The organism is Sphingomonas vulcanisoli (genome assembly GCF_011761305.1).
GTDB classification, from domain to species: domain Bacteria; phylum Pseudomonadota; class Alphaproteobacteria; order Sphingomonadales; family Sphingomonadaceae; genus Sphingomonas_I; species Sphingomonas_I vulcanisoli.
Map to the genome: position 1 here is coordinate 82,807 of NZ_JAAOZC010000009.1, position 21,461 is coordinate 104,267.

Consider the following 21,461-nt stretch of genomic DNA (forward strand, 5'->3'; position numbering starts at 1 on the left):
AGGGATATTGGGCGGCTGGGGCGTGACCAGAAATCGAGGCGTCAGGCCGCTGAAATAGGTGCTACCAGTCACTTGCATAAGCAAAGCCGCTTCCCACTATCGCTGCGGAGCGCCATTTTTACATAAGCTGTTTTAGAGGAATCTCTTTATCGGCGATGGCTGCACGATCCGGCTGGCTGCCGTTCGCGACCAGAAGTTTGCCATGCGTGAAATCGCGCACCGCGTTGACGCAATCGAGCGCGATGACAGTCCCGTCTCGCAAATAGACGATCGAAAACGCCCGCGTCGCCGGGTCGCCGCGCACCACCAAATCGTCAAAGCCGAGCGACAAGCCGACGGTTTGCAGCTTAAGATCATATTGGTTCGACCAGAACCACGGCACCGCGGCATATTCGCCCGCCCCGCCCTGGATCGCCGCAGCGACGACCGACGCCTGATCATTGGCATTCTGGACCGACTCCAGCCGTATCCAGGCATTTTGGGCGTGCGCGTTGCGGTGTTCGGCGCAATCGCCGATCGCATAGATATCCGGCAGCGAGGTGCGGCACTGGCCATCGACGCGCACGCCGTTGCCACCCTCGGCGCCGGCGGCCAGCAAAGGTGCGACCGCGGGGATGATGCCGATGCCGACGATCACCATCTGTGCCGGCAGAATCTCGCCATCGGCCAGCCGCACGCCGGTCACGCGATCGGCTTCGCCCAACACACATTCGACCCGTGCTTCGAGGCGGATATCGACGCCGTGCGCGCGATGCTCCGCTTCGTAGAAGCGCGACAACGGCTCGCCCGCCACCCGCGCCAACACGCGATCCAAAGCCTCCAGCAAGGTGACATGCTTGCCGAACTTGCTCAGCACCGCTGCCGCTTCGAGCCCGATATAGCCACCGCCGATGACGACGACGCGCTCGACCGCGGGCAGCTCGCTCATCATCCGATCGACATCGGCGCGGTTGCGCACCGTATGGACACCGACGAAATCATGGCCGTCGCAGGTCAGCCGGCGCGGGCTTCCGCCCGTCGCCCAGATAAGCGCGCCATAGCCGATTTCGGCGCCGGCGGCCGTCGTGACCTTGTGCGCCTCGGGATCGACGGCCGTGACCGTCTGCCCGAGCATCATGTCGATCCTGCGCTCCGCCCATGCCTCGGCGGTGCGGAAGACGATACGTTCCCATGGCTTGTCGCCGCTGAGATATTCCTTGGAGAGCGGCGGGCGATCGTAGGGCAGTTCGGACTCGTCGCCGATCATGCCGATCGTCCCTTCGAATTTCTGCTGGCGCAGCGCCATCGCGGCCTGAGCGCCGCCATGGCCGCCGCCGACGATCAGGACATCGTAGCTCTTCGTCACGCCTCATTCCCCTTGCTCAATTGGTGCCGCAATTCGGCGGGCAAGGGCTCGGGCACGACGGCGCCCTCCTCGCCATATTTGGCCCAGATCCGCGTGCCGGTGGTTTCCACGCAGACGATATCGTCGCGGCGGATCACCTGCGCGATCTCGATGCTGGTGCGCCCGAGACGCCGGATTTCGCTGTGGATCGTCACCCGATCGTCGAAGCGCGCCGTCGCGCGGAAATCGACCTGGCAGCTGACGATCGGCCATCCCAAGATGCCGTAATGGCTGACCAGCTTCGCCCGCGACATGCCCGTCGCCGCCTCGAACATAAAGGCGGTGGCAACGTCGAACATTTCGAGGAAGCGCGGGAAGAACACGATCCCGGCCGGATCGCACTCGCCCCATTCGATTACATGGCTGTGGACATGGGCGAACATCAGCAGCGGGCTCTGGCGGGAGGAAGAAGGCGCTCGGGATCGCCAAGGGCGAAGCGGCGCAGATAGGAGGAGTTGATCAGCGCGTGCGGGAAGCCCGGGTCCATCGGCGCGATCGCATCCAGCCGCGCGAGGATCGCCGCATCGATCGGCGCCAGCGAGAGCGCGGCGTCAAGCTGCTCCGGTTGCCGTGCCCCGATCAGCGGGATGCAACCGCGCGCGATCAGCCAGCCCAGCGCGAGGACGATCGGCGTGAGGCCGGTTTCGGCGGCGATTGCGGACAAAGCGGCCGAGGTTTCGGCAAGCTTCGGCGGCATCTTGGCAAGGCGGGTGCGCTCACCACCGGCCAGCGCGCCAGCCGCGAGCGGTCCCCAGCAGACGCGACCGAGGTCCATCGCCTCCGCCATCGGCACCAGCTCGCGCTCGGGCGTGCGCGCGGCGAGATTATATTCGAATTGGATCGCCGCCGGTTTCACCCAGCCGCGCAGCTCCGCCATCGTCGCGGCGCGGCTGGCCAGCCAGGCCGGCGTATCGGAAAAGCCGGTGTAAAGTACCTTGCCGCTGCGGACGAGATCATCGAACCCGCGCGCAATCTCCTCGATCGGCGTCGTCCCGTCCCAGAAATGGAGCCAGAGCAGATCGATATGATCGGTGCCCAACCGCTTCAGGCTCGCCTCGACCGAGCGCAGCATCGCCTTGCGGCTGTTGCCGCCGGCCAGCGGGTGGCGATTGACCGATGCGGTGAACTTGGTGGCGAGAACGAAATCGTCGCGCCGGCCCGCCACGAACGCGCCGACGATCTCTTCCGCGGCACTATCGGCATAATTGGGCGCGGTATCGATGAAAGTGCCGCCCGCATCGGCAAAGCGCGTCAGGATCGCCCGCGATGCCTCCGCATCCGCACCCCAATCCTTGCGCTCGCCGAAGGTCAGCGTGCCCAGGCACAGTTCCGACACGCGCAAGCCGCTGCCGCCGAGCAGGCGATGCCGCATCACACCCGCTCCAGCAGCATCGCGATGCCCTGGCCGACGCCGATGCACATCGTCGCGATACCATAGCGTTCGCCGCGGCGCTGCAATTCCTCGGCCACGGTCAGCGCGAGCCGCGCGCCCGACATGCCGAGCGGGTGGCCGAGCGCGATTGCCCCGCCATTGGGGTTCACGCGGGCATCGTCGTCGGCGATGCCGAGATCGCGCAGCACTGCTAGTCCCTGTGCGGCGAAGGCCTCGTTGAGCTCGATCACCCCGACCTGATCGAGCCCAACGCCGGTGAGTGCGAGCAGCTTGCGCACCGCAGGGGCGGGCCCGATGCCCATGATCCGGGGCGCGACGCCCGCAGTTGCCATGCCGACGATCCGCGCGCGCGGCGTCAGGCCATGGTGCGCAGCGGCGGCCTCGGATGCGATCAGCATCGCCGCCGCACCATCGTTGACGCCGCTGGCATTGCCGGCGGTGACGGTGCCGTCGGCGCGGACCACAGGCTTGAGCTTGGCGAGCGCCTCCAGCGTCGTCTCGCGCGGATGCTCGTCGCGATCGACGATCACCGCGTCGCTCTTCTTCTTCGGGATGGTGACGGGCACGATCTCCGCCGCCAGCCGGCCATTGGCCTGCGCCGCCGCGGCACGTTGCTGGCTGCGCAGCGCGAACGCATCCTGATCGGCGCGTGCTATGCCGAAGTCGTCGGCGACATTCTCGGCGGTCTCTGGCATCGAATCGACACCATAGGCCGCGCGCATCGCGGGATTGACGAAGCGCCAGCCGATCGTCGTGTCATAGACCGCATTGGCGCGCGAAAAGGCCGCGTCCGCCTTGGGCATGACGAAGGGCGCGCGGCTCATGCTCTCGACGCCGCCCGCAATCATCAGGCCCGCGTCGCCCGCACGGATCGCGCGCGCCGCCGTGCCGACTGCATCAAGACCCGATCCGCACAAACGATTGACCGTCGAGCCGCCGACGCTCTCGGGCAGACCGGCAAGCAGCGCCGCCATCCTGGCGACGTTGCGATTATCCTCACCCGCCTGGTTGGCGCATCCGAGGATGACATCATCCACCGCGCTCCAGTCGAGCCCGGAATTGCGCGCCTTGAGCGCGGCGATCGGCACCGCTGCGAGATCATCGGCGCGTACCGAAGCGAGCGCGCCGCCGTAACGGCCGATCGGGGTCCGCACGGCATCGCAGAGGAAAGCGTCAACCAAGGTCATCATCCTTCAGAAAATCCAGGCACGCCGCGAGCACGGCATCAAACTGGTCTCGATGCGGAGAGTGTCCGCAGTTGGCAAGTTCGACACGGGTGGTACGCGGCAGGACCGCCTCGATGCGATCGAGCTGCTCCAGCGTGCCATATTCATCGTCAAGGCCCTGGATCAGCAGGGCGGGCGCCTCAATCGAGGGAAGCCATTCCTCGATGTTCCAGGCCTCGAAGCGCGGATCGAGCCAGATGTCGTTCCAGCGCCAGAACACCTCTTGGGCGTCGCGATGATGGCGACCGAGCTTGGTCCCCAAATCCGTCGTGAGATAGACCTGCTTGACCTTGGCGATGCTGTCGACCGTCAGCCGTTCGACGAAGACATGCGGTGCTTCGAGAATCAGCGCAGCGACCCGCTCGGGAAACCAGGCGGCGGCGAGCAGCGCGATCGAGCCGCCATCGCTGTGGCCGAGCAGGACCGCGCGCGGGATATCCAGCGCATCCATAACCAGCGGCACCCATCGCGCCTCATCGTGCATGTAGGCGGGTTCGCGGGGATCGGGCAGCGGATCGGACGCGCCATAGCCCTGCCGCGACCAGGCGATCACGGGCCGACCGGTCGCCGCCGCCAGCCGGCCCGGAAAGTCGCGCCACATCGAGACCGAGCCGAGCCCCTCGTGAAGCAGCAGGATCGGCGTTCCTACGCCAGGCCAGCGCCGAACCTCGAGCCCGACGCCGCCGATCGTGATCCGTTCCGCGGCAAGTGCGACCGTCATGCCGTCTGCCTTAGCCGGAAGCGCTGGATCTTGCCGGTCGCCGTCTTGGGAAGCTCTTCGCGGAACTCGATCCAGCGGGGATATTTATAGGGCGCGAGCAGCGCCTTGACGTGCGCCTTGAGCGCCGCCTCTAGCGTCTCATCGGCGGTCTCGCCCGGACGGACGACGACATAAGCGCGCGGTTTGATCAGCCCGTCGGCATCGGGCGCGCCGACCACGGCGGCCTCCAGCACGGCAGCATGACAGACCAGCGCCTCTTCCACCTCGATCGGCGAGACGTAGATGCCGCCAACCTTGAGCATGTCGTCGCCGCGCCCGCCATAGGTGTACCAGCCATCGGCATCGCAGGAATATTTGTCGCCGGTACGCATCCATTCGCCTTGGAACGTAGCGCGCGATTTGGGCTGGTTGCGCCAGTAGCCGATCGCAGCAGTGGGTCCGCGCACCTGAAGCTCGCCCAGTTCGCCGGGGCCGACCGGATGCCCGGCATCATCGACGATGCGCGTCTCATATCCGGGGACGGGCTTGCCGGTGCAGCCATATTTCACTGCGCCCGGCCGCTGCGACAGGAAGATGTGGAGCATCTCGGTTGAGCCGAGCCCGTCGATAATGTCGCCGCCATAGCGCGCACGGAAGGCCTCGCCGAGATGCGCCGGCAGGCATTCGCCCGCCGAGGTCGCAATGCGCAGCGCCGGTGCGGCGCCTTTGGTCGGGGCGGTGCCGGTCGCGAACCAGCCGGCGAAGAAGGTGGGCACGCCCCCGAGCACGGTGACTTTGTGGCGGCAGATGAGAGTGGTGATCGCCTCTCCCGTTGCCCGACCCTCGTGCAACACGACGGTCGCCCCGGCCGCGAATGGGAACGTCAAGGCGTTGCCGAGGCCGTAAGCGAAGAATTGCTTCGCCACGGAAAGCACGACATCACCCTCCCCGATGCCCATCACGCCGATCCCGAACAGGTTGGCGGTCAGCCGCATCGAGGCGTGGGTGTGCATCGCGCCCTTGGGCCGCCCGGTCGAGCCCGAGGTATAGAGCCAGAAGGCGACATCGTCGCGGTGGGTCGGCGCGGGTGGGATTTCGGCGGTGTCGCTCTCGTCGATCAGTGCCGCAAGCGACAGCCACGGGCCGCCGCCGCTCGAAACGAAGCGGACATGCGGGAAATCGGCCGCGATCTCCGCCCAATGGTGCGCAAGTTCACTCGAGACAAAGACGGCGGCGGCATCGCTGTTCGCCAGCATCCAGCGATAATCATCGGGCGTCATCAGCGTATTGAGCGGCACCGGCACGACGCCGGCCCGGATCGCGCCGAGAAAGACGGTCGGGAAATCGACGGTATCAACCAGGCACAGCAGCACGCGCTGCTCGCGCCGTACCCCGAGCGACGCGAAGACGCCCGCCATCCGCGCCACCCGATCGGCCAGCGCATCGTAACTGGTTTCGCCCGCGCCATCGATTACCGCCGTCTTCGCGCCACGGCCGGCAGCCAGATTGGGATCGAGCAGATCGCTCGCCGCATTGAAGCGCTCGGGCAGATCCTCGATCGTCCGCGCGAGACTGCTGTCCATTCTGTTCTCCCGAAGACTGCGCCGTTGGCCGGCGTCTCCCGTCTTGAGGCGGGGACGCCTTTACGGCGCCCCCGGTATCAGCCTCTTGCGATCAGGCTGCGCGGATATATTCGTAATCGAAGCTGTTGTTGTTGATGCCGCGCTCGGGCGGCGCGATCCAGTTGGCGCACTTGCCGATCTCGGTAACAGCCACCATCAGCGACTTGACGTAGCCACGATCGGCATCGTTCGGCAGCGAAGCCACAATCGCGTCGCGCGACGCGGGCTTGCCGTCGGTGCCGAAATCGAAGCCCGACCAGAGGCCGACGCGGCGGTTGAACCGCTCGGAGGGCAAGCTCAGCTCGAAGCTGAAGCCAGCCTTGGCGATCGATCGGTTCCAGCGCGTGAAGCCGACCTGGCAATCGCGGACATAGGCCGAGCGCGTGATATAGTTCATCGCGTTGCGCGTCGGCACTTCCTCGGCACCGTTCGGCGTATCGAGCATCTCGATCGTCGTGCTGGCGTCGTGATCGGCGAAGCTCTCCTCGTCCGGGCGTCCCTTCAATCCATTGGCGAAGTAATTGGCAGCGTTCGAGGAGATTTCCGCGCCGAACAGATCGAGCGCCGACGAATACCAGAAGTTGATGTACCGCTGGAGCAGCGGCAGATCGATCACGCCCGCCTTGCGCAGCGTCACCGGGTCATCGGTGCCGAGCTTCTGCATCTCCTCGATCGTGCGCTTGACGATACGGCTGATGCCGGTCTCGCCCACGAACATATGGTGCGCTTCTTCGGTCAGCATGAACTTGCAGGTCCGCGCCAGCGGATCGAAGCCGCTCTCGGCGAGGCTCTTGAGCTGATACTTGCCGTCACGATCGGTGAAATAGGTGAACATGAAGAACGACAGCCAATCATCGATCGGCTCGTTGAACGTGCCGAGGATACGCGGATTGTCGATATCGCCCGAGTGACGATAGAGCATGTCCTCGGCTTCCTCACGGCCATCGCGGCCGAAGTAAGCGTGGAGCAGATAGACCATCGCCCACAGGTGGCGGCCTTCTTCGACGTTCACCTGAAACAGGTTGCGCATGTCGTACAGTGACGGCGCGGTCAGCGCGAGCAGGCGCTGCTGCTCGACCGAGGCAGGCTCGGTATCGCCCTGCGTGACGATCAGGCGGCGCAGGATCGAGCGATATTCGGACGGCACCTGCTGCCACACCGGCTTGCCCTTGAAATCGCCGAAGCCGATCGTGCGATCCTGCTGCTTGTCGGCAAGGAAGATACCCCAGCGATAATCGGGCATCTTGACGTGACCGAAGCTCGCCCAGCCCTTGGCATCGACCGAGGTGGCGGTGCGCAGATAGACTTCATGACCCTGATAATGATCGGGGCCGAGCTCTTTCCACCAATCGAGGAAGGCGGGCTGCCAATGCTCCAGCGCGCGCTGGAGGCCGCGGTCGGTCGAAAGATCGACATTGTTGGGAATGCGGGATTGATAGTCGATCGCCATCGGGATTCTCCGAAAAAGGATGTCAGACGCGCTTGGCGTCGAATTCGGCGCGGCGGCCGGTGCCGAACAGCTTAAGGGCACCGCCCTCGCCGACCGCATTGGGACGGATGAAGATCCAGTTCTGCCAGGCCGAGAGACGGCCGAAGACCTTGGACCAGGTCGTTTCCTGCCCCGCAAAACGCAGGCTCGCCTCCATGCCGGTCAGCGCGTCGGGCGAGAGACCCGCGCGCTCGTCGATCGCGAGCCGCACCTCCTCATCCCAGTCGATATCGTCGGGCGCGAAGGTGACGAGGCCGAGGTCATAGGCCTCGCCGGTCGGGATCGGAGAACCGATCAGACCGCGCACCTCTTCGAGCTGCGACGGATTGCCGAGGTAGCGGCTCTGCAGGCGGCTGAGGCCGTTGCACATCGGATAGAGACCGAAATTGGCTTCCGACAGCATCAGTGCCGGACCCGTCTCCGGGTTCGACAGCACTTCAAGCATGTAGCCGCGATCGGCGGCGAACAGCAATTCGGCGAACAGGCCGGCAAAGGCCGAGCCCGGCTTGACCAGCGCATACATCGAGCGCGACGAGACATCGAGCCGCGAGAGCGTGCGGCGGAGCATGCCGATCGTCTCGTTGACGAACCAGTGATCGGCGGCGCCGGCAAGCGCCGCGTCATAGGCGAGCAGCTTTTCGGCATCGCCCACCGTCTCCAGCACCCACAGGCCGAGCTCAGGCTCGTTGGTGCGCAGCATCAGGATCGCGTCGTCGAGCTCCCGGGCAAGCTTGAGCGGCCAGAAATCGACGCCCTGAGCGCGCATCGCCTCGCCATCGGTCGGCGCTTCGTCGGACGGCCCGGTCAGCTTGATCGTCGCGAAGCCGCGGGCGCGATCGAACGTCACATCGACGAGCGGATAATGGAAGCCTGCCTCATCGATGGTGCGCGCGACGGGCGTGAGCGTGACGCCCTCGCCGGCCGTCGGGCGCTTGGACTGCGCGGCGAGCGCTTCGGCGCGCGCCTTCACCGCCTCGGCCCAGCGGCCGGGCGCGGCGATATCGTCGACCAGGTTCCACTGCTTGGCACGGCGGCCGCGAACCCCCTCTTCTGAGGTACAGAAGACATCGGCGAGATCGCGGCGGACTTTGCGCTTGTCGACGACGCGGGTGAGGCCGCCCGTGCCGGGCAGCACCGCGAGCAAGGGCACCTCGGGCAGCGACACCGCCGAGGAGCGATCGTCGATCAACAGGATTTCGTCGCAGGCGAGCGCAACCTCATAGCCACCGCCCGCACAGGTGCCGTTGACCGCGGCGAGGAATTTGAAGCCGCCGTTCTCGCTCGAATCCTCGAAGCCGTTGCGCGTCTCGTTGGTGAACTTGCAGAAGTTCACCTTCCAGGCGTGGGTCGATTTGCCGAGCATGTAGATGTTCGCGCCCGAGCAGAAGATGCGGTCGTTCGCCGAGGTGAGGACAACGCAGCCGACCTCCGGATGCTCGAAGCGCAGACGCTGGACGATATCGTGCAGCTCCATATCGACACCGAGATCATAGCTGTTCAGCTTGAGCTTGTAGCCATCGACCAGGCCGCCGTCGGCATCGACCGCCATCGCGATCGTCGCGATTCGCCCATCGATGCTGAGGCGCCAGTGGCGCCAGGTCTCGGGAGAGCGGTCATAGGTGAAGATCGTGCGGTCGGTGGCCGGCGCGGGCGCCGGGGCAAGCTGGGTGGCCATGCGAAACTCCTCTCGGATCATGCATTATAGCGCATCATCCCATTCCGCAAGCACTATATTGCATGTTAGGCGATCAGGCGCCTCGCCATTTGCTCGAGGCGATCGACCGTGCCCTCAAAATCCTGCGCCGACGTATCGAGTTGCGCTTCCGCACGCGCATATTCGCTCGCCCGCGCTTGCAGGATCGCTTTGAGATCTTCCATCGCGCCGCGGTTGCTCGCCATTGGCCGGAAGTCGCCCTGCGCCATCACGCGCTGCATATGATCGTCCGGCGAAGCCTCGAGCCAGATGCTGTGGGCGGTGGCGAGGAGGCGGTCGAACAGCACGGGATCGGCGGCGATGCCGCCCGGCGTGGCGATCACCGCCGATTCGTGCTCGGCGATCAGCGTCTCCCAAGCCTCATGTTCATAGCGCCGCAGCGCGCTCTGGCCGCCGAGCTCGATCAGCAGCCGCATCTCGCCGCCGTAGGCGATCTCCACCTCTTTCGACATTTCGAGGAAGGGCACCCGCAGCCTTAGAGCGAGCGCCTTGCCGAGCGAAGATTTGCCTGCCCCGCGCATTCCGAGCAGCACGATTCGCCGCCCCTTGGAGCTGTTGGCCCCACCGAGCTGCGCCATCTGATCGAGCAAAGGCCCGAGCCGCGATTCGGGCAGGCGGCGCAGCGTCGCCGCCGCCGCCGCACGCGCTTCGCTGCGCTCTCCGCCCAGCGGCAGCAGTTCGGCCGGCGCCATATCGAGCGCGCCCGCCAGCGCCTCCAACACCGCCACCGTCGGGTTGCCGGTGCCCGCCTCGATGTGCGCGAGATAGCGTTCGGACATGCCCGATGCGGTGGCCAATTGGCGCCGCGTCATGCCCACCTTGGCCCGTGCCGCGCGCAGCCGCACGCCGACATCCGTGCTACCTTCCTCGGCTACCGACTGGATTTCGGCCAAATTTGAAAACCTCTTGCCAGAATGCTATATAGTGCATATTGAATGATGGTAGATAGTGCCGGAGAGTAAGAAGCATGTCGAGCGGACGCACTGGAATTTTCGTGGCGACCATGACCGGGCTCGCGTCGATCTGCGCCGAAGAGGTGGAGACCGCGCTCGGCAACGCCGGCATCGCCACCGAGACCTTGTTGATGGACGGGCTCGGCGCCGATGCGATCGATGATTTCGATACGATCGTGATCATCTCCTCGACCTACGGCCACGGCGATATCCCCGACAACGGCCAGGCTTTTTATGAGGCGCTGTCCGCGGTCGACAGTCTTGCGGGCAAGAGCTTCACCGTGTTCGCGCTCGGCGACCGGACTTACATGGATACCTTCTGCCACGCAGGCGAGAAGTGGGACGCCTTGTTCGCCGACAAGGGCGCGACGCGCATCGCTCCGCTGGAGCGCCACGACGCATCGGCGGGTACGCTTGCCGAAGACGAAGCGGGCGAGTGGGCCGCAGGCTGGGCCGGTGCTCTGCGGATCGCGGCCTGATCTATGGCTGAAGTTCCTTCGCGTTTCGTCGATCTGATTGCGACAATCACGGGCAAGATCGATGGGCAACCGGTCGAGCCGGCGCTCACCGCGACCTTGAATGCAGAGTTTCCCGCCGACGGGCCGGTCTTCACCGAGCTGGAAGCCCTATGCCATCAGGGCACGCACGACGGCTGGCTCTGCGCACGCGAGCATGGCGGCATCAAATTCGGCCGGCCGGTCAAGCCGGCGCCGGAAACGCATGGCTTTTCGGTCGATGTCGTCGAGATGACCGATATCGAAGGCCCCCACCACGCCCATCCCAATGGCGAGATCGACATGGTGATGCCGATCGACGCCGACGCCGCGTTCGACGGCACCCCGCGCGGCTGGAAGGTCTACGGACCCGGCTCCGCCCATCATCCGACCGTGCGCGGGGGTAAGGCACTGATCCTCTATCTGCTTCCGCAGGGCGCGATCGAGTTCACCCGGGCCTGAACGGTGGTCGGCAAGGTCGAGCTTGCGATCGCCGAGGGCGTCGCCACCATCCGGCTCAACCGTCCGGATCGCCTCAACGCTTTCGATGCCGAGCTGCACGCGGACCTGCGCGAAGCACTGTCGGCGGTCGAGGCCGATAGCTCGGTGCGCGCACTTGTGCTGACCGGCGCAGGCCGGGCGTTCTGCGCCGGGCAGGATCTCGGCGAGCGCGACGCGGCCTTTGCGCGCGGCGAAACGCCGGACCTCGGCGCCTCCCTGTCCGAAAATTACAATCCGCTGATCCGCCGCCTGGTAGCGCTGCCCTATCCGGTAATCGCCGCCGTCAACGGCATTGCCTCGGGCGCGGGCGCGGCGCTCGCCATCGCCTGCGACATCGTCGTCGCGGCCCAATCGGCGCGGTTCCAGTTCGGCTTCGTCCGCGTCGCGCTCGGCCCGGACGCGGGCACGAGCTGGCTGCTGCCGCGCCGCGTCGGGCGGGGCCGCGCGTTGGCGCTGGCATTGACCGGCGAGGCGATCGATGCCGATCGCGCGCTCGCCATCGGCTTGTGCGATCGCATCGTCAACGATGACAACCTCGGCAGCGCGGCCACCGAACTGGCGACCGGCTTTGCCAAAGGGCCACAACAAGCGATCCACGCGATCAAGCAGGCGTTGCGCACCGCGCCGCCTTCTGACTTGGCCGCCGCGCTCACCACCGAGCAGATCAGCCAGGCAGCACTTGGTGCAGCAACCGACTATCGTGAGGCGGTCACCGCCTTTACGGCAAAACGAACCCCGAAATTCAGCGAGAGGAGCTGACATGAGCGTGATCGCTTTGGCATCATATGCCGAGGACAAGTGGCTGCAGGCGGGCGGCGGAACGGCACTGGCGTCGGCGGTCGACGGTCATGTCGTTGCCGAAATGCCTGCCGCAGCCGATCCGGCCGCGATGCTCGCGCATGCCCGCAGGGTTGGTTCGGCCAACCTGCGCGCGATGACCTTCCAGCAGCGCGGCAAGATGCTGCGCGCGATGGCCGATGCGCTCACCGCGCGGAAGGAAGAGCTGTACGAACTCTCCTATGAAACCGGCGCGACGCGCGGCGATAGCGCGTTCGATATCGACGGCGGCATCGGGACTTTGTTCGTCTACGCCTCCAAGGCGAAGAGCCTCCCCGATACGCATGTGCTTGCCGAGGGCGATCGCGAAGCGCTGTCCAAGGGCAATTTCGCCGGCCAGCACATCCTCACCCCGCTGCGCGGCGCCGCCGTCCATATCAACGCTTACAACTTCCCGGTGTGGGGCATGCTGGAAAAGCTGGCGCCGACGTTGCTCGCGGGCATGCCGGCGATCGTCAAACCGGCCACCGTCGGCGCCTATCTTACCGCCGCCGCCTTCCGCATTCTGATCGAGGCGAATGTCGTCCCCGCTGGAGCGCTGCAGCTGCTGCTCGGCAGCGCGGGTGACCTGATCGATCGGCTCGACGGGCAGGACGTCGTCGCCTTCACCGGATCGGCCGACACCGCCGCCAAGCTCAAGGCCAATCCCAACGTCATCGCCAAAGCGGTGCGCTTCACCGCCGAGCAGGACAGCCTCAACGCCTCGGTGCTCGGCCCCGACGCGACGCCCGACAGCCCCGAATTCGATCTGTTCGTCAAGGAAGTGGTGCGTGAGATGACGCAGAAGGCGGGGCAGAAATGCACCGCCATCCGTCGCGCCATTGTCCCCGCCGCGCAGATCGATGCCGTTCAGGCGGCGATCGTCGCACGACTCGCCAAGACGACCGTGGGCAACCCACGGGCCGAGGGCGTCCGCATGGGCGCGCTCGCCGGCCAGGCGCAGCGCGACGATGTCCGCGCCCGGATAGCGACGCTGCGCGAGGAGGCGACTCTCGTCTGCGGCGGCGACGTCCCCGCATTGCTTGATGCCGATGGCGAAAAGGGCGCCTTCCTCGCGCCCACTTTGCTCCGCTGCGACACGCCGCTGACCGCCGAAATCGTCCATCGGGTCGAGGCATTCGGGCCGGTCTCGACGATCATGCCTTATGGCGACATCGCCGAGGCTGCCGAAATCGCGCGCAAGGGCGAAGGGTCGCTGGTATGCTCGCTGTTCAGCCATGATGCGGCGGCGATCGGCACCTTCCTGATCGAGGCGGCATCGAGCCATGGGCGGATGTTGATCGTCGATCGCGACAGCGCCGCCGATTCGACGGGTCATGGCGCCGCCATGCCGCACATGGTCCATGGTGGTCCCGGCCGCGCGGGCGGCGGCGAGGAGCTCGGCGGGCTGATCGGTATGGGCCATTACATGCAGCGCACCGCCATCCAGGGCGCGCCCGCGACGCTCGATGCGGTCGCCGCGCTGTGAACACGCCCGCCTCCACCGTATCACGCTGGGAAGTCCGCGACAGGGTTGCCCTTCTCACGATCGACAACCCGCCGGTCAACGCCCTGTCGCAGGCCGTGCGCATCGCGCTGTTCGACGCCATCGCGGCGATTTCGGCCGATGAGAGCGTCGATGCTCTGGTGATCGCCTGCGCGGGCCGGACCTTCATCGCGGGTGCCGATCTGCGTGAGTTCGGCAAGCCTGCGACCGAACCGTTCCTGACCCAGGTGGTCGATGCGATCGAGGCGAGCGCCAAACCGGTCGTCGCCGCGATCCACGGCAGCGCGCTCGGCGGCGGCCTCGAAGTCGCGATGGCCTGCCATTATCGCATCGCCGCCCCGAAAGCGCAGTTCGGCCTGCCCGAGGTCAAGCTCGGCCTGATGCCGGGTGCGCGCGGCACCCAGCATCTGCCGCGCCTGATCGGGGCTGATGAAGCGCTGCCGATGATCGCGTTCGGCAACAGCATCGGCGCGGACAAGGCGCTGTCGCTGGGGCTGATCGATCGGATCGCCGGGGAGGATCTCGTCGCCGATGCGATCGCCTTCGCGCGATCGATCGCGGACAAGCCGGTCCCACGTCGCCGGGATCGCAACGCCGCGCTCACATCGCCGACCTTATTCGAGGATTTTCCCGCCGCCAACGCGCGCAAGTTCCGCGGGCTCGATGCCCCGCCCGCGATCGTCGAGGCGGTACGCGCGGCTGTGGAGCTGCCGTTCGAGGAAGGCGCGAAGCGCGAGCGTGAGGTTTTCCTGAAGCTGCGCGAAGGCCCGCAAACCTTGGCGCTCCGCCATCTCTTCTTCGCCGAGCGCGAAGCCGCCAAGGTTCCCGGCCTCGATGGCGTGGACGCGCGCCCGATCGCCACGGTCGGCGTGATCGGCGCCGGCACGATGGGCACCGGCATCGCCATCAACTTCCTGATCGCCGGCCTGCCGGTAACGCTAATGGAAGCCAATCCCGAGGCGCTCGAACGCGGCGCGGCCACAATCGCCAAGACGCTGGCCGACAATGCCAAGAGCGGGCGCATGACGCAGGCCGCCGCCGATACGGCGCAGGCGCTGCTCAGCCGGACGCTCATCATCGACGATCTCGGATCGGTCGATCTGGTCATCGAGGCGGCGTTCGAGACGATGGAGGTGAAGACCGCGATCTTCTCTGCGCTCGGCAAGGTCGCCAAGCCGAACGCGATCCTCGCCACCAACACCTCCTATCTCGATGTCGATGCGATCGCGGCGGCGAGCGGCCGGCCCGCCGACGTGATCGGCCTGCACTTCTTCTCCCCGGCCAACATCATGAAGCTGCTGGAGATCGTGCGCGGGCGCGCGACCGCGGACGATGTGCTGGCAACGGGCCTCGCGCTCGCCAAGCGCATCCGCAAGACGCCCGTGGTCTCGGGCAACGCTTACGGCTTCATCGGCAATCGCCTGCTCGCCGTCCGCCGCCGCGAGGCGGAGGCGATGCTGGCGGAGGGTGTTTCGCCTTATGCGATCGATGCGGCGATCGAGGCGTTCGGTTTCCCGATGGGGCCGTTTCGGATCGGCGACCTCGCCGGGCTCGATCTCGGCTGGTCGGCCGAAACCTCGACCGGGGCGACCATCCGCGAACGGCTGTGCGAGGCAGGCCGCCGGGGCCAGAAGACTGGCGCCGGCTTCTACGATTATGACGAGAAGCGCCGCCCCAGCCCCTCGCCGCAGGCGATCGAGATCGTCGAGCGCTTCGCGGCCGAGAAGGGCGCCACCCAGCGCGAGGTGACGGCGGACGCCATCGTCCAGCGGCTGCTCTGGCCGATGGTCGCGGAAGGCGCGCTGATCCTGCGCGAAGGGATCGCGCAGCGCCTGTCGGATATCGATGTGGTGTGGACCACGGGATATGGCTGGCCCGCCTGGACCGGCGGCCCGATGCATTACGGCAAGACCATCGGCTTTAGAACCATCGCGGACGCGCTAGAAAGTATGGGGGACTATCCGACGGACGCATTGCGCGAACTGGCGGACGAAAAGCCCTAACTTACAGTTTTGGGGATGCCTCCCGAAAGGCTGGCAACTCGGCGGCCCGATCGTCGATCGCGGTCAGGCGAGGGAACGCGCAGATTATTGATTGGGTGGATATCGCACGCGATACTCAGCGCCATTTCACGGCGCGGGCGTGCGGCGGGATTGACCCCAGATAATCGGGTGCGCTGCTCGCCCGCCCGCAGGGCGTAGTTCCGCTTCTCGTGAGCCAGTCCCTTGAGGCGGGAACCATCCCTGACGCGATAGCTGGCCGAGGACAGCGCGAAATCGTCGAGGATGATGCGCAGGATGGCAACCGAAAACAGGAGGCCTGCCGTGGCCGCGCACCCCCGCCGCAGCCGCCGCCTGGTCGTTCGAGCGCATCCAACCCCTGCTAGTGGAGGCCGGCGAGCTGATCACCGCTGCCGAGGCCGAACGGCGGCTGCTGATCCTTGCAGCGGAGCCGCTGCGGCCTAATGCTTGTGGGAATCGATCTCTTCGTCGGGCCGCGACAGGCCGACGATGGCGTATGCGAGCTGTTTCTGCGCAACCGCCTTGAGCGACAACAGCAGCCCATCATCCAATGTCGACCAGCTCAGCATGTCCATCACGCGACTTTGGTTGAAGTGGAAGATCATCGAGATCCCCATCAGGGACAGCGCATGCATTTCCATTTCGATGGGCTTCATGGGGGTTGCGGCAACGCGCTCGACCGCCATGTAGAATGTCTGGAAGATCGGTAGGCCGATCCGCGCTTTCATGAAATCGACTGACGCCATTTCGTCATGTTCGACGTCTTCCCACGCCAGCAGCCGCCGAATCGCAGCGCCTTCGTCATCGGAGAAGAAGGCATCGATCAGGCAGCTCTGCACGTCGTTGAGAAGGAAGATGATCTCTTCCAGCGTGGCGCCCGCCTGAAGTCCTGACTGACACGCCTGCACGGCAGGCCCGATCCTGCGCCAGACCTTGCCCGTCAGTTGATCGAGGCAGGCGCTGTACAGGCCCATCTTGTTGCCGAAATAATATTGGATGGCCGGGGTATTTACCGCGGCGGCGGCGGCGATGTCGCGAGTCGACGTGCCTTCAAAACCCTGCCGCCCGAAGATGTCGACGGCGGCGTCGATCACCCGCTGCTTGGTCTCCTCGCCCCGCGGATAACGGCCTCCGATGATGCGTACCCTCGCCGCCATTTTCCCCTTCCTATCCATTCTTTCGGTCCCTTTACAGAAATATATCACTTGACACAAGTGTATCGCCCGATATATATGTTCCATCCGGCATATTTTTGTGCTCGTCGCAAGGCCGCGAACCAATGAGAGATCCGAACATGACCCGTCTCCTGCTTTGCACGCTTGCGGCTGCCGGCACGGTACTCAGCGGCTGCGGCAAGGCGCCGCCGCCCGCGCCGCCGCCGCCCTCGGTCGGCTTCGTAACCCTCAAGACCGAGCCGGTCACGCTCACGACCGAGCTTCCCGGGCGCATCTCGGCGATGGAGACGTCCGACGTGCGGCCGCAGGTTTCAGGGGTCGTGCGGGAGCGGCTGTTCAAGGAAGGCTCGATCGTTCACGCTGGTCAGATTCTGTATGTGATCGAAGACGCCCCCTACCGCGCCTCGCTGCTCAATGCGCAGGGGCAGTTGGCCCAGGCGCAAGCGACGATCCGCTCCACGGCGCTGCAAGCCGATCGCTATCGCCAGCTGGCCGGCGCCAACGCGGTCAGCAAGCAGGATGCCGATAACGCCGACGCATCGGCTCGGCAGGCGCAGGCGCAGGTCATCACGGCGCGCGGATCCGTTCGCACCGCGCAGGTCAATCTCGGCTTCACCCGCGTCCGGGCACCGATCACCGGACGAATCGGCCGATCGCTGGTGACCCCAGGCGCGCTCGTCGCCAACGGCCAGAGCGATGCGCTGGCGACGATCCAGCGGATGGACAGCGTTTACGTCGATGTTTCGCAATCGGCGGCGCAATTGCTCGATCTCAAGGCGGCGGTCAGCGGCGGCGGCGTCAGCCGCCAGGAACCTGACAGCGCGCGCGTCCAGCTCCTGCTGCCCAACGGCCAGACCTACGGACAAGAGGGCAAGCTGGAATTCGCCGAGGTAACGGTCGATCAGAATACGGGATCGGTGACGCTGCGCGCCACCTTCCCCAATCCCGACGGCATGTTGCTCCCCGGCCTGTATGTCCGCGCCCGCATCGTCGAGGGCGTCCAGACGCAAGGCCTGCTCGTGCCCCAGGCGGGAATCTCGCGCAACGAGCGCGGGCAGGCAACGGCGCTGGTGCTCGGCCCCGACGACAAGCTCCAGCCGCGCGTCGTCACCACCCGCCAGACGGTCGGCGATAAATGGCTGGTCACGGCCGGCCTCAAGCCGGGTGACCGCGTGGTCACCGAAGGGCTGGTCGGCGTGATGCCGGGCATGAAGGTGCAGGCGCATCCGGCCGGCACCGTGCCGCCCGCGCCGCCGCCGGGCGCCCCTGGATCACAGCCCGGACAGGGACACCCCTGATGTCCCGTTATTTCATCGACCGGCCGATTTTCGCCTGGGTCGTCGCGATCGTGCTGATGTTGATCGGCGTGCTGGCGATCCGATCGATGGCGATCGCCCAGTTCCCCAACATCGCTCCTCCCGCAATCTCGGTCACCGCCACCTATCCGGGTGCCGATGCCCAGACGCTGGAGAATACCACCACGCAGGTCATCGAGCAGCAGCTCAAGGGCATCGATCACCTCAATTATTTCTCCTCGACCAGCGATGCGTCGGGAACGGCCGTGGTGACGCTCACCTTCGCGCAAGGCACCAACCCCGATACCGCGCAGGTCCAGGTCCAGAACAAGGTGCAGGCGGCGACCGCCTTGCTGCCGCAGGCGGTCCAGCTCCAGGGGCTGCGTGTCGCCAAATCGGTCAAGAATTTCGCATTGGTGATCGCGGTCTATTCCAAGGACGGCAGCCACGATCAGGACGATATCGGCGACTTGGTCGCGGCCAAGATGCAAGATCCGCTGAGCCGCATCACCGGCGTCGGCGACACCCAATTGTTCGGCTCGCAATATGCGATGCGGGTGTGGATCGATCCCTACAAGATGCAGGGCCTGAAGATCACAACCGGCGACATCCGCAATGCGATTACCGCCCAGAATGCGCAGGTTTCGGCAGGACAGATCGGCGGTTTGCCGACCGTGAAGAACCAGGCGATCAATGCGGTAGTCACCGCCCAATCGCGGCTCCAGACCGCCGAGCAGTTCCGCGCGATCGTGCTCAAGACCAACACCGACGGATCGACCGTGACGCTCGGCGATGTCGCCCGGGTCGAGATCGGCGCGGAAGCCGCCAGCACGATCTCACGCTACAATGGTCAGCCTGCCAGCGGCATCGCGGTCAAGCTCGCGCCCGGCGCCAACGCGCTGGAAACGGTGCGCAACGTCAAGGCAGAGATCGCGCGCCTGCAAAAGACCTTCCCTCAGGATATTCAGGTCGCTTATCCGTTCGATTCGACGCCGTTCGTCACCCTGTCGATCCACGAGGTCGTGCAGACGTTGATCGAGGCGGTGGTGCTCGTGTTCCTCGTCATGCTGCTGTTCCTGCAGAACTGGCGGGCGACGCTGATCCCGACGATCGCGGTGCCGGTGGTGCTGCTCGGCACGTTCGGGATCCTCTACGCGGTGGGCTTCACGATCAATACGCTGACCCTGTTCGGCACGGTGCTCGCCATCGGCCTGCTGGTCGACGACGCGATCGTCGTGGTCGAGAATGTCGAGCGGCTGATCAATGAGGAAGGCCTCTCGCCGCTGCAAGCGGCACACAAATCGATGGACGAAGTCAGCGGCGCGCTGATCGGCATCGGCGTGGTGCTGTCGGCGGTGTTCCTGCCGATGGCGTTCTTCGGCGGCTCAGGGGGCGTGGTCTATCGCCAATTCTCGATCACCATCGTCGCGTCGATGGTGCTGTCGGTGATGGTGGCTTTGACGTTGACGCCCGCGCTGTGCGGGACCTTGCTCAAGCCGCGCGCCAAGGAGGAGAAGCGCAAGGGCGGCTTTTCCGGCTGGTTCAACACCAAGTTCGATCGCACGCGCGATCATTATGCGGGCGGCGTCACCGCCGCGAACCGGCATTGGGTCCGGACGTTGCTGGTCTATGGGCTGGTCTGCGCGGGCATGGTGCTGCTGTTCGTGCGGCTGCCCGGCGGCTTCCTGCCCGATGAGGATCAGGGCGTGCTGTTCGCGCAGGTGGTCATGCCGGCGGGAACCCCCGTCGCCAAGACCGAGGCGGCGATGGCCACGGTGCGCAAGCATTTCCTGGTCGACGAGAAGGACAACGTCGACGGTTTCTTCAACATCTCAGGGTTCAGCTTCGGCGGCACCGGCCAGAATGTCGGCACGGCCTTCCTGCGGTTGAAGTCGTGGGACGATCGCAAGGGATCGAAGAACAGCGCGCAGCAGATCGCCAACCGGGCGATCATGAGCATGGCGCGGGCGGTGCCGCAGGCCAAGGTGATCGCATTCGCGCCGCCGGCGGTGCTCGAGCTGGGCAACGCCACCGGGTTCGATTTCGAATTGAAGGACAATGGCGATCATGACCACGCCGCACTGACCGCCGCGCGCAACCAGCTGCTCGGCATGTCGATGCAGGACAAGACGCTCACCCAGGTGCGCCCGAACGGGCTCGAGGATGCGCCGCAGCTAAAGGTCAATCTCGATCTGCCCCGCGCGACCGCGCTCGGGCTCGCCCCGACCGACATCAGCGATACGCTGAGCACCGCGCTGGGCGGCGCCTATATCAACGACTTCATCGATCGCGGCCGCGTCAAGAAGGTGTTCGTCCAGGCCGATGCGCCGTTCCGTACCCGGCCCGAGGACGTCAACGCGCTGTTCGTGCGCGGCTCCAACAACGTCATGACGCCGATCTCCGCTTTCTCGGATACCAGCTGGACGATGGGGCCGAGCCGGCTCGAGCGCTACAACGGCGCACCGGCGATGGAGCTGCAGGGCATGGCCGTGCCGGGCAAGAGCAGCGGCGACGCGATGAACGCGATGGCGTCACTGGCCGCGAAATTGCCGCCCGGCTTCAGCTTCGACTGGACAGGCCTGTCTTATGAACAGATGGCATCGAGCGGGCAGGCGCTGCCGCTCTACGGCCTGTCGCTGCTGATCGTGTTCCTGTGCCTCGCCGCGCTGTACGAAAGCTGGTCGGTGCCGATCGCGGTGCTGCTGGTCGTGCCGCTGGGTGTGGTCGGCGCGGTGATCGCGGCGACGATTACGGGCCTCGACAACGACATCTATTTCCAGGTCGGCCTGATCACCACCGTGGGCCTTGCCTCGAAGAATGCGATCCTGATCGTTGAATTCGCCGAGGAGCGTGTCGCGGGCGGCATGGGTGTTGTCGAAGCGGCTTTGGAGTCGGCGAAGCTCCGGCTTCGACCGATCCTGATGACCAGCCTCGCGTTCGTCTTCGGCGTGCTGCCACTGGCGATTTCGACCGGCGCGGGGTCGGCGGGCCGCCATGCGATCGGCCGCGCGGTGGTCGGCGGCATGCTGTCCGGCACTTTGCTCGCGATCTTCTTCGTGCCGGTCTTTTTCGTGCTGGTGAAGAAGCTGTTCGGGCATGAGGACGAGAAGCACCCCGCCGATACCAGCGAAGAGCCGACGCTCTCCTCCGCCTCGCCGCAAGGGGAATGAT

General features: G+C 65.8%; 17 protein-coding genes. 7 read left to right on the plus strand and 10 right to left on the minus strand.

The features are described 5' to 3' along the window. Positions 1 to 118 precede the first annotated feature (118 nt). The 9 genes from FHS31_RS14270 to FHS31_RS14310 form a co-directional block, all read right to left on the minus strand. Complete coding sequence (locus tag FHS31_RS14270; protein WP_167074709.1) at positions 119 to 1,345, minus strand: FAD-dependent oxidoreductase; 1,227 nt, start codon at positions 1,343 to 1,345, stop codon at positions 119 to 121. Further along, positions 1,342 to 1,767, minus strand: a complete 426-nt coding sequence (locus FHS31_RS14275) for an acyl-CoA thioesterase (RefSeq protein ID WP_167074710.1) — start codon at positions 1,765 to 1,767, stop codon at positions 1,342 to 1,344. Before FHS31_RS14275 ends, FHS31_RS14270 begins: the two co-directional genes overlap by 4 nt. Next, positions 1,767 to 2,756, minus strand: coding sequence for an aldo/keto reductase (locus FHS31_RS14280; RefSeq protein WP_167074711.1), 990 nt, complete (start codon positions 2,754 to 2,756; stop codon positions 1,767 to 1,769). The genes FHS31_RS14275 and FHS31_RS14280 overlap by 1 nt, the downstream gene beginning before the upstream one ends. After that, a complete protein-coding gene (gene pcaF, locus FHS31_RS14285; RefSeq protein ID WP_208408745.1) occupies positions 2,756 to 3,958 on the minus strand; it encodes a 3-oxoadipyl-CoA thiolase in 1,203 nt (400 codons plus the stop codon). The genes FHS31_RS14280 and pcaF overlap by 1 nt, the downstream gene beginning before the upstream one ends. Next, a complete protein-coding gene (locus FHS31_RS14290) occupies positions 3,951 to 4,724 on the minus strand; it encodes an alpha/beta fold hydrolase (protein ID WP_167074713.1) in 774 nt (257 codons plus the stop codon). Before FHS31_RS14290 ends, pcaF begins: the two co-directional genes overlap by 8 nt. Beyond that, positions 4,721 to 6,286 (minus strand): benzoate-CoA ligase family protein, encoded by a 1,566-nt coding sequence (locus FHS31_RS14295; protein WP_167074715.1) that lies wholly within the window; start codon positions 6,284 to 6,286, stop codon positions 4,721 to 4,723. The genes FHS31_RS14290 and FHS31_RS14295 overlap by 4 nt, the downstream gene beginning before the upstream one ends. Positions 6,287 to 6,377: 91 nt before the next feature. Then, positions 6,378 to 7,775, minus strand: coding sequence for a benzoyl-CoA 2,3-epoxidase subunit BoxB (gene boxB / locus FHS31_RS14300; RefSeq protein WP_167074717.1), 1,398 nt, complete (start codon positions 7,773 to 7,775; stop codon positions 6,378 to 6,380). A 22-nt stretch (positions 7,776 to 7,797) separates the two neighbouring features. Continuing rightward, complete coding sequence (boxC, locus tag FHS31_RS14305) at positions 7,798 to 9,489, minus strand: 2,3-epoxybenzoyl-CoA dihydrolase (protein ID WP_208408741.1); 1,692 nt, start codon at positions 9,487 to 9,489, stop codon at positions 7,798 to 7,800. 65 nt (positions 9,490 to 9,554) lie between these two features. Then, entirely contained in the window at positions 9,555 to 10,421 is an 867-nt protein-coding gene (locus tag FHS31_RS14310; protein ID WP_167074721.1) for a shikimate kinase, read from the minus strand. A 74-nt stretch (positions 10,422 to 10,495) separates the two neighbouring features. On the opposite strand from FHS31_RS14310, the gene FHS31_RS14315 reads away from it, so the two are divergent. Genes FHS31_RS14315 through FHS31_RS16745 form a run of 5 tightly spaced genes read left to right on the plus strand, consistent with a single transcriptional unit; the run spans position 10,496 to position 15,802 of the window. Beyond that, complete coding sequence (locus FHS31_RS14315; protein WP_279587910.1) at positions 10,496 to 10,960, plus strand: flavodoxin domain-containing protein; 465 nt, start codon at positions 10,496 to 10,498, stop codon at positions 10,958 to 10,960. A gap of 3 nt (positions 10,961 to 10,963) precedes the next feature. After that, a complete protein-coding gene (locus FHS31_RS14320; RefSeq protein ID WP_167074725.1) occupies positions 10,964 to 11,437 on the plus strand; it encodes a 4-hydroxylaminobenzoate lyase in 474 nt (157 codons plus the stop codon). 3 nt (positions 11,438 to 11,440) lie between these two features. Continuing rightward, positions 11,441 to 12,235 carry an enoyl-CoA hydratase-related protein gene (locus tag FHS31_RS14325; protein WP_167074727.1) on the plus strand — a complete coding sequence of 265 codons (795 nt, stop codon included), beginning with the start codon at positions 11,441 to 11,443 and terminating at the stop codon, positions 12,233 to 12,235. 1 nt (position 12,236) lies between these two features. Next, positions 12,237 to 13,781, plus strand: a complete 1,545-nt coding sequence (gene paaZ, locus FHS31_RS14330) for a phenylacetic acid degradation bifunctional protein PaaZ (RefSeq protein WP_167074729.1) — start codon at positions 12,237 to 12,239, stop codon at positions 13,779 to 13,781. Continuing rightward, on the plus strand, positions 13,778 to 15,802 hold the full coding sequence (locus FHS31_RS16745) for a 3-hydroxyacyl-CoA dehydrogenase NAD-binding domain-containing protein (protein ID WP_167074731.1): 2,025 nt from the start codon (positions 13,778 to 13,780) through the stop codon (positions 15,800 to 15,802). The genes paaZ and FHS31_RS16745 overlap by 4 nt, the downstream gene beginning before the upstream one ends. Positions 15,803 to 16,260: 458 nt before the next feature. On the opposite strand, the gene FHS31_RS14345 is transcribed toward FHS31_RS16745, so the two are convergent. Next, complete coding sequence (locus FHS31_RS14345) at positions 16,261 to 16,914, minus strand: TetR family transcriptional regulator (RefSeq protein ID WP_167074733.1); 654 nt, start codon at positions 16,912 to 16,914, stop codon at positions 16,261 to 16,263. A gap of 200 nt (positions 16,915 to 17,114) precedes the next feature. Between FHS31_RS14345 and FHS31_RS14350 the strand changes: the two genes are divergently transcribed. Then, positions 17,115 to 18,293: an efflux RND transporter periplasmic adaptor subunit gene (locus FHS31_RS14350; protein WP_167074735.1), complete on the plus strand. Its 1,179-nt coding sequence runs from the start codon at positions 17,115 to 17,117 to the stop codon at positions 18,291 to 18,293. After that, positions 18,293 to 21,460 carry an efflux RND transporter permease subunit gene (locus FHS31_RS14355; protein WP_167074737.1) on the plus strand — a complete coding sequence of 1,056 codons (3,168 nt, stop codon included), beginning with the start codon at positions 18,293 to 18,295 and terminating at the stop codon, positions 21,458 to 21,460. Before FHS31_RS14350 ends, FHS31_RS14355 begins: the two co-directional genes overlap by 1 nt. Position 21,461 lies beyond the last annotated feature (1 nt).

Excerpts from the sequence above, each read along its gene's own strand:
- FHS31_RS14275 (WP_167074710.1), bottom strand. The coding sequence starts at position 1,767 with ATGTTCGCCCATGTCCACAGCCATGTAATCGAATGGGGCGAGTGCGAT.
- FHS31_RS14280 (WP_167074711.1), bottom strand. The coding sequence starts at position 2,756 with ATGCGGCATCGCCTGCTCGGCGGCAGCGGCTTGCGCGTGTCGGAACTG.
- FHS31_RS14290 (WP_167074713.1), bottom strand. The coding sequence starts at position 4,724 with ATGACGGTCGCACTTGCCGCGGAACGGATCACGATCGGCGGCGTCGGG.
- FHS31_RS14295 (WP_167074715.1), bottom strand. The coding sequence starts at position 6,286 with ATGGACAGCAGTCTCGCGCGGACGATCGAGGATCTGCCCGAGCGCTTC.
- boxB (WP_167074717.1), bottom strand. The coding sequence starts at position 7,775 with ATGGCGATCGACTATCAATCCCGCATTCCCAACAATGTCGATCTTTCG.
- boxC (WP_208408741.1), bottom strand. The coding sequence starts at position 9,489 with ATGGCCACCCAGCTTGCCCCGGCGCCCGCGCCGGCCACCGACCGCACG.
- FHS31_RS14315 (WP_279587910.1), top strand. The coding sequence starts at position 10,496 with ATGTCGAGCGGACGCACTGGAATTTTCGTGGCGACCATGACCGGGCTC.
- FHS31_RS14320 (WP_167074725.1), top strand. The coding sequence starts at position 10,964 with ATGGCTGAAGTTCCTTCGCGTTTCGTCGATCTGATTGCGACAATCACG.
- paaZ (WP_167074729.1), top strand. The coding sequence starts at position 12,237 with ATGAGCGTGATCGCTTTGGCATCATATGCCGAGGACAAGTGGCTGCAG.
- FHS31_RS14350 (WP_167074735.1), top strand. The coding sequence starts at position 17,115 with ATGACCCGTCTCCTGCTTTGCACGCTTGCGGCTGCCGGCACGGTACTC.
- FHS31_RS14355 (WP_167074737.1), top strand. The coding sequence starts at position 18,293 with ATGTCCCGTTATTTCATCGACCGGCCGATTTTCGCCTGGGTCGTCGCG.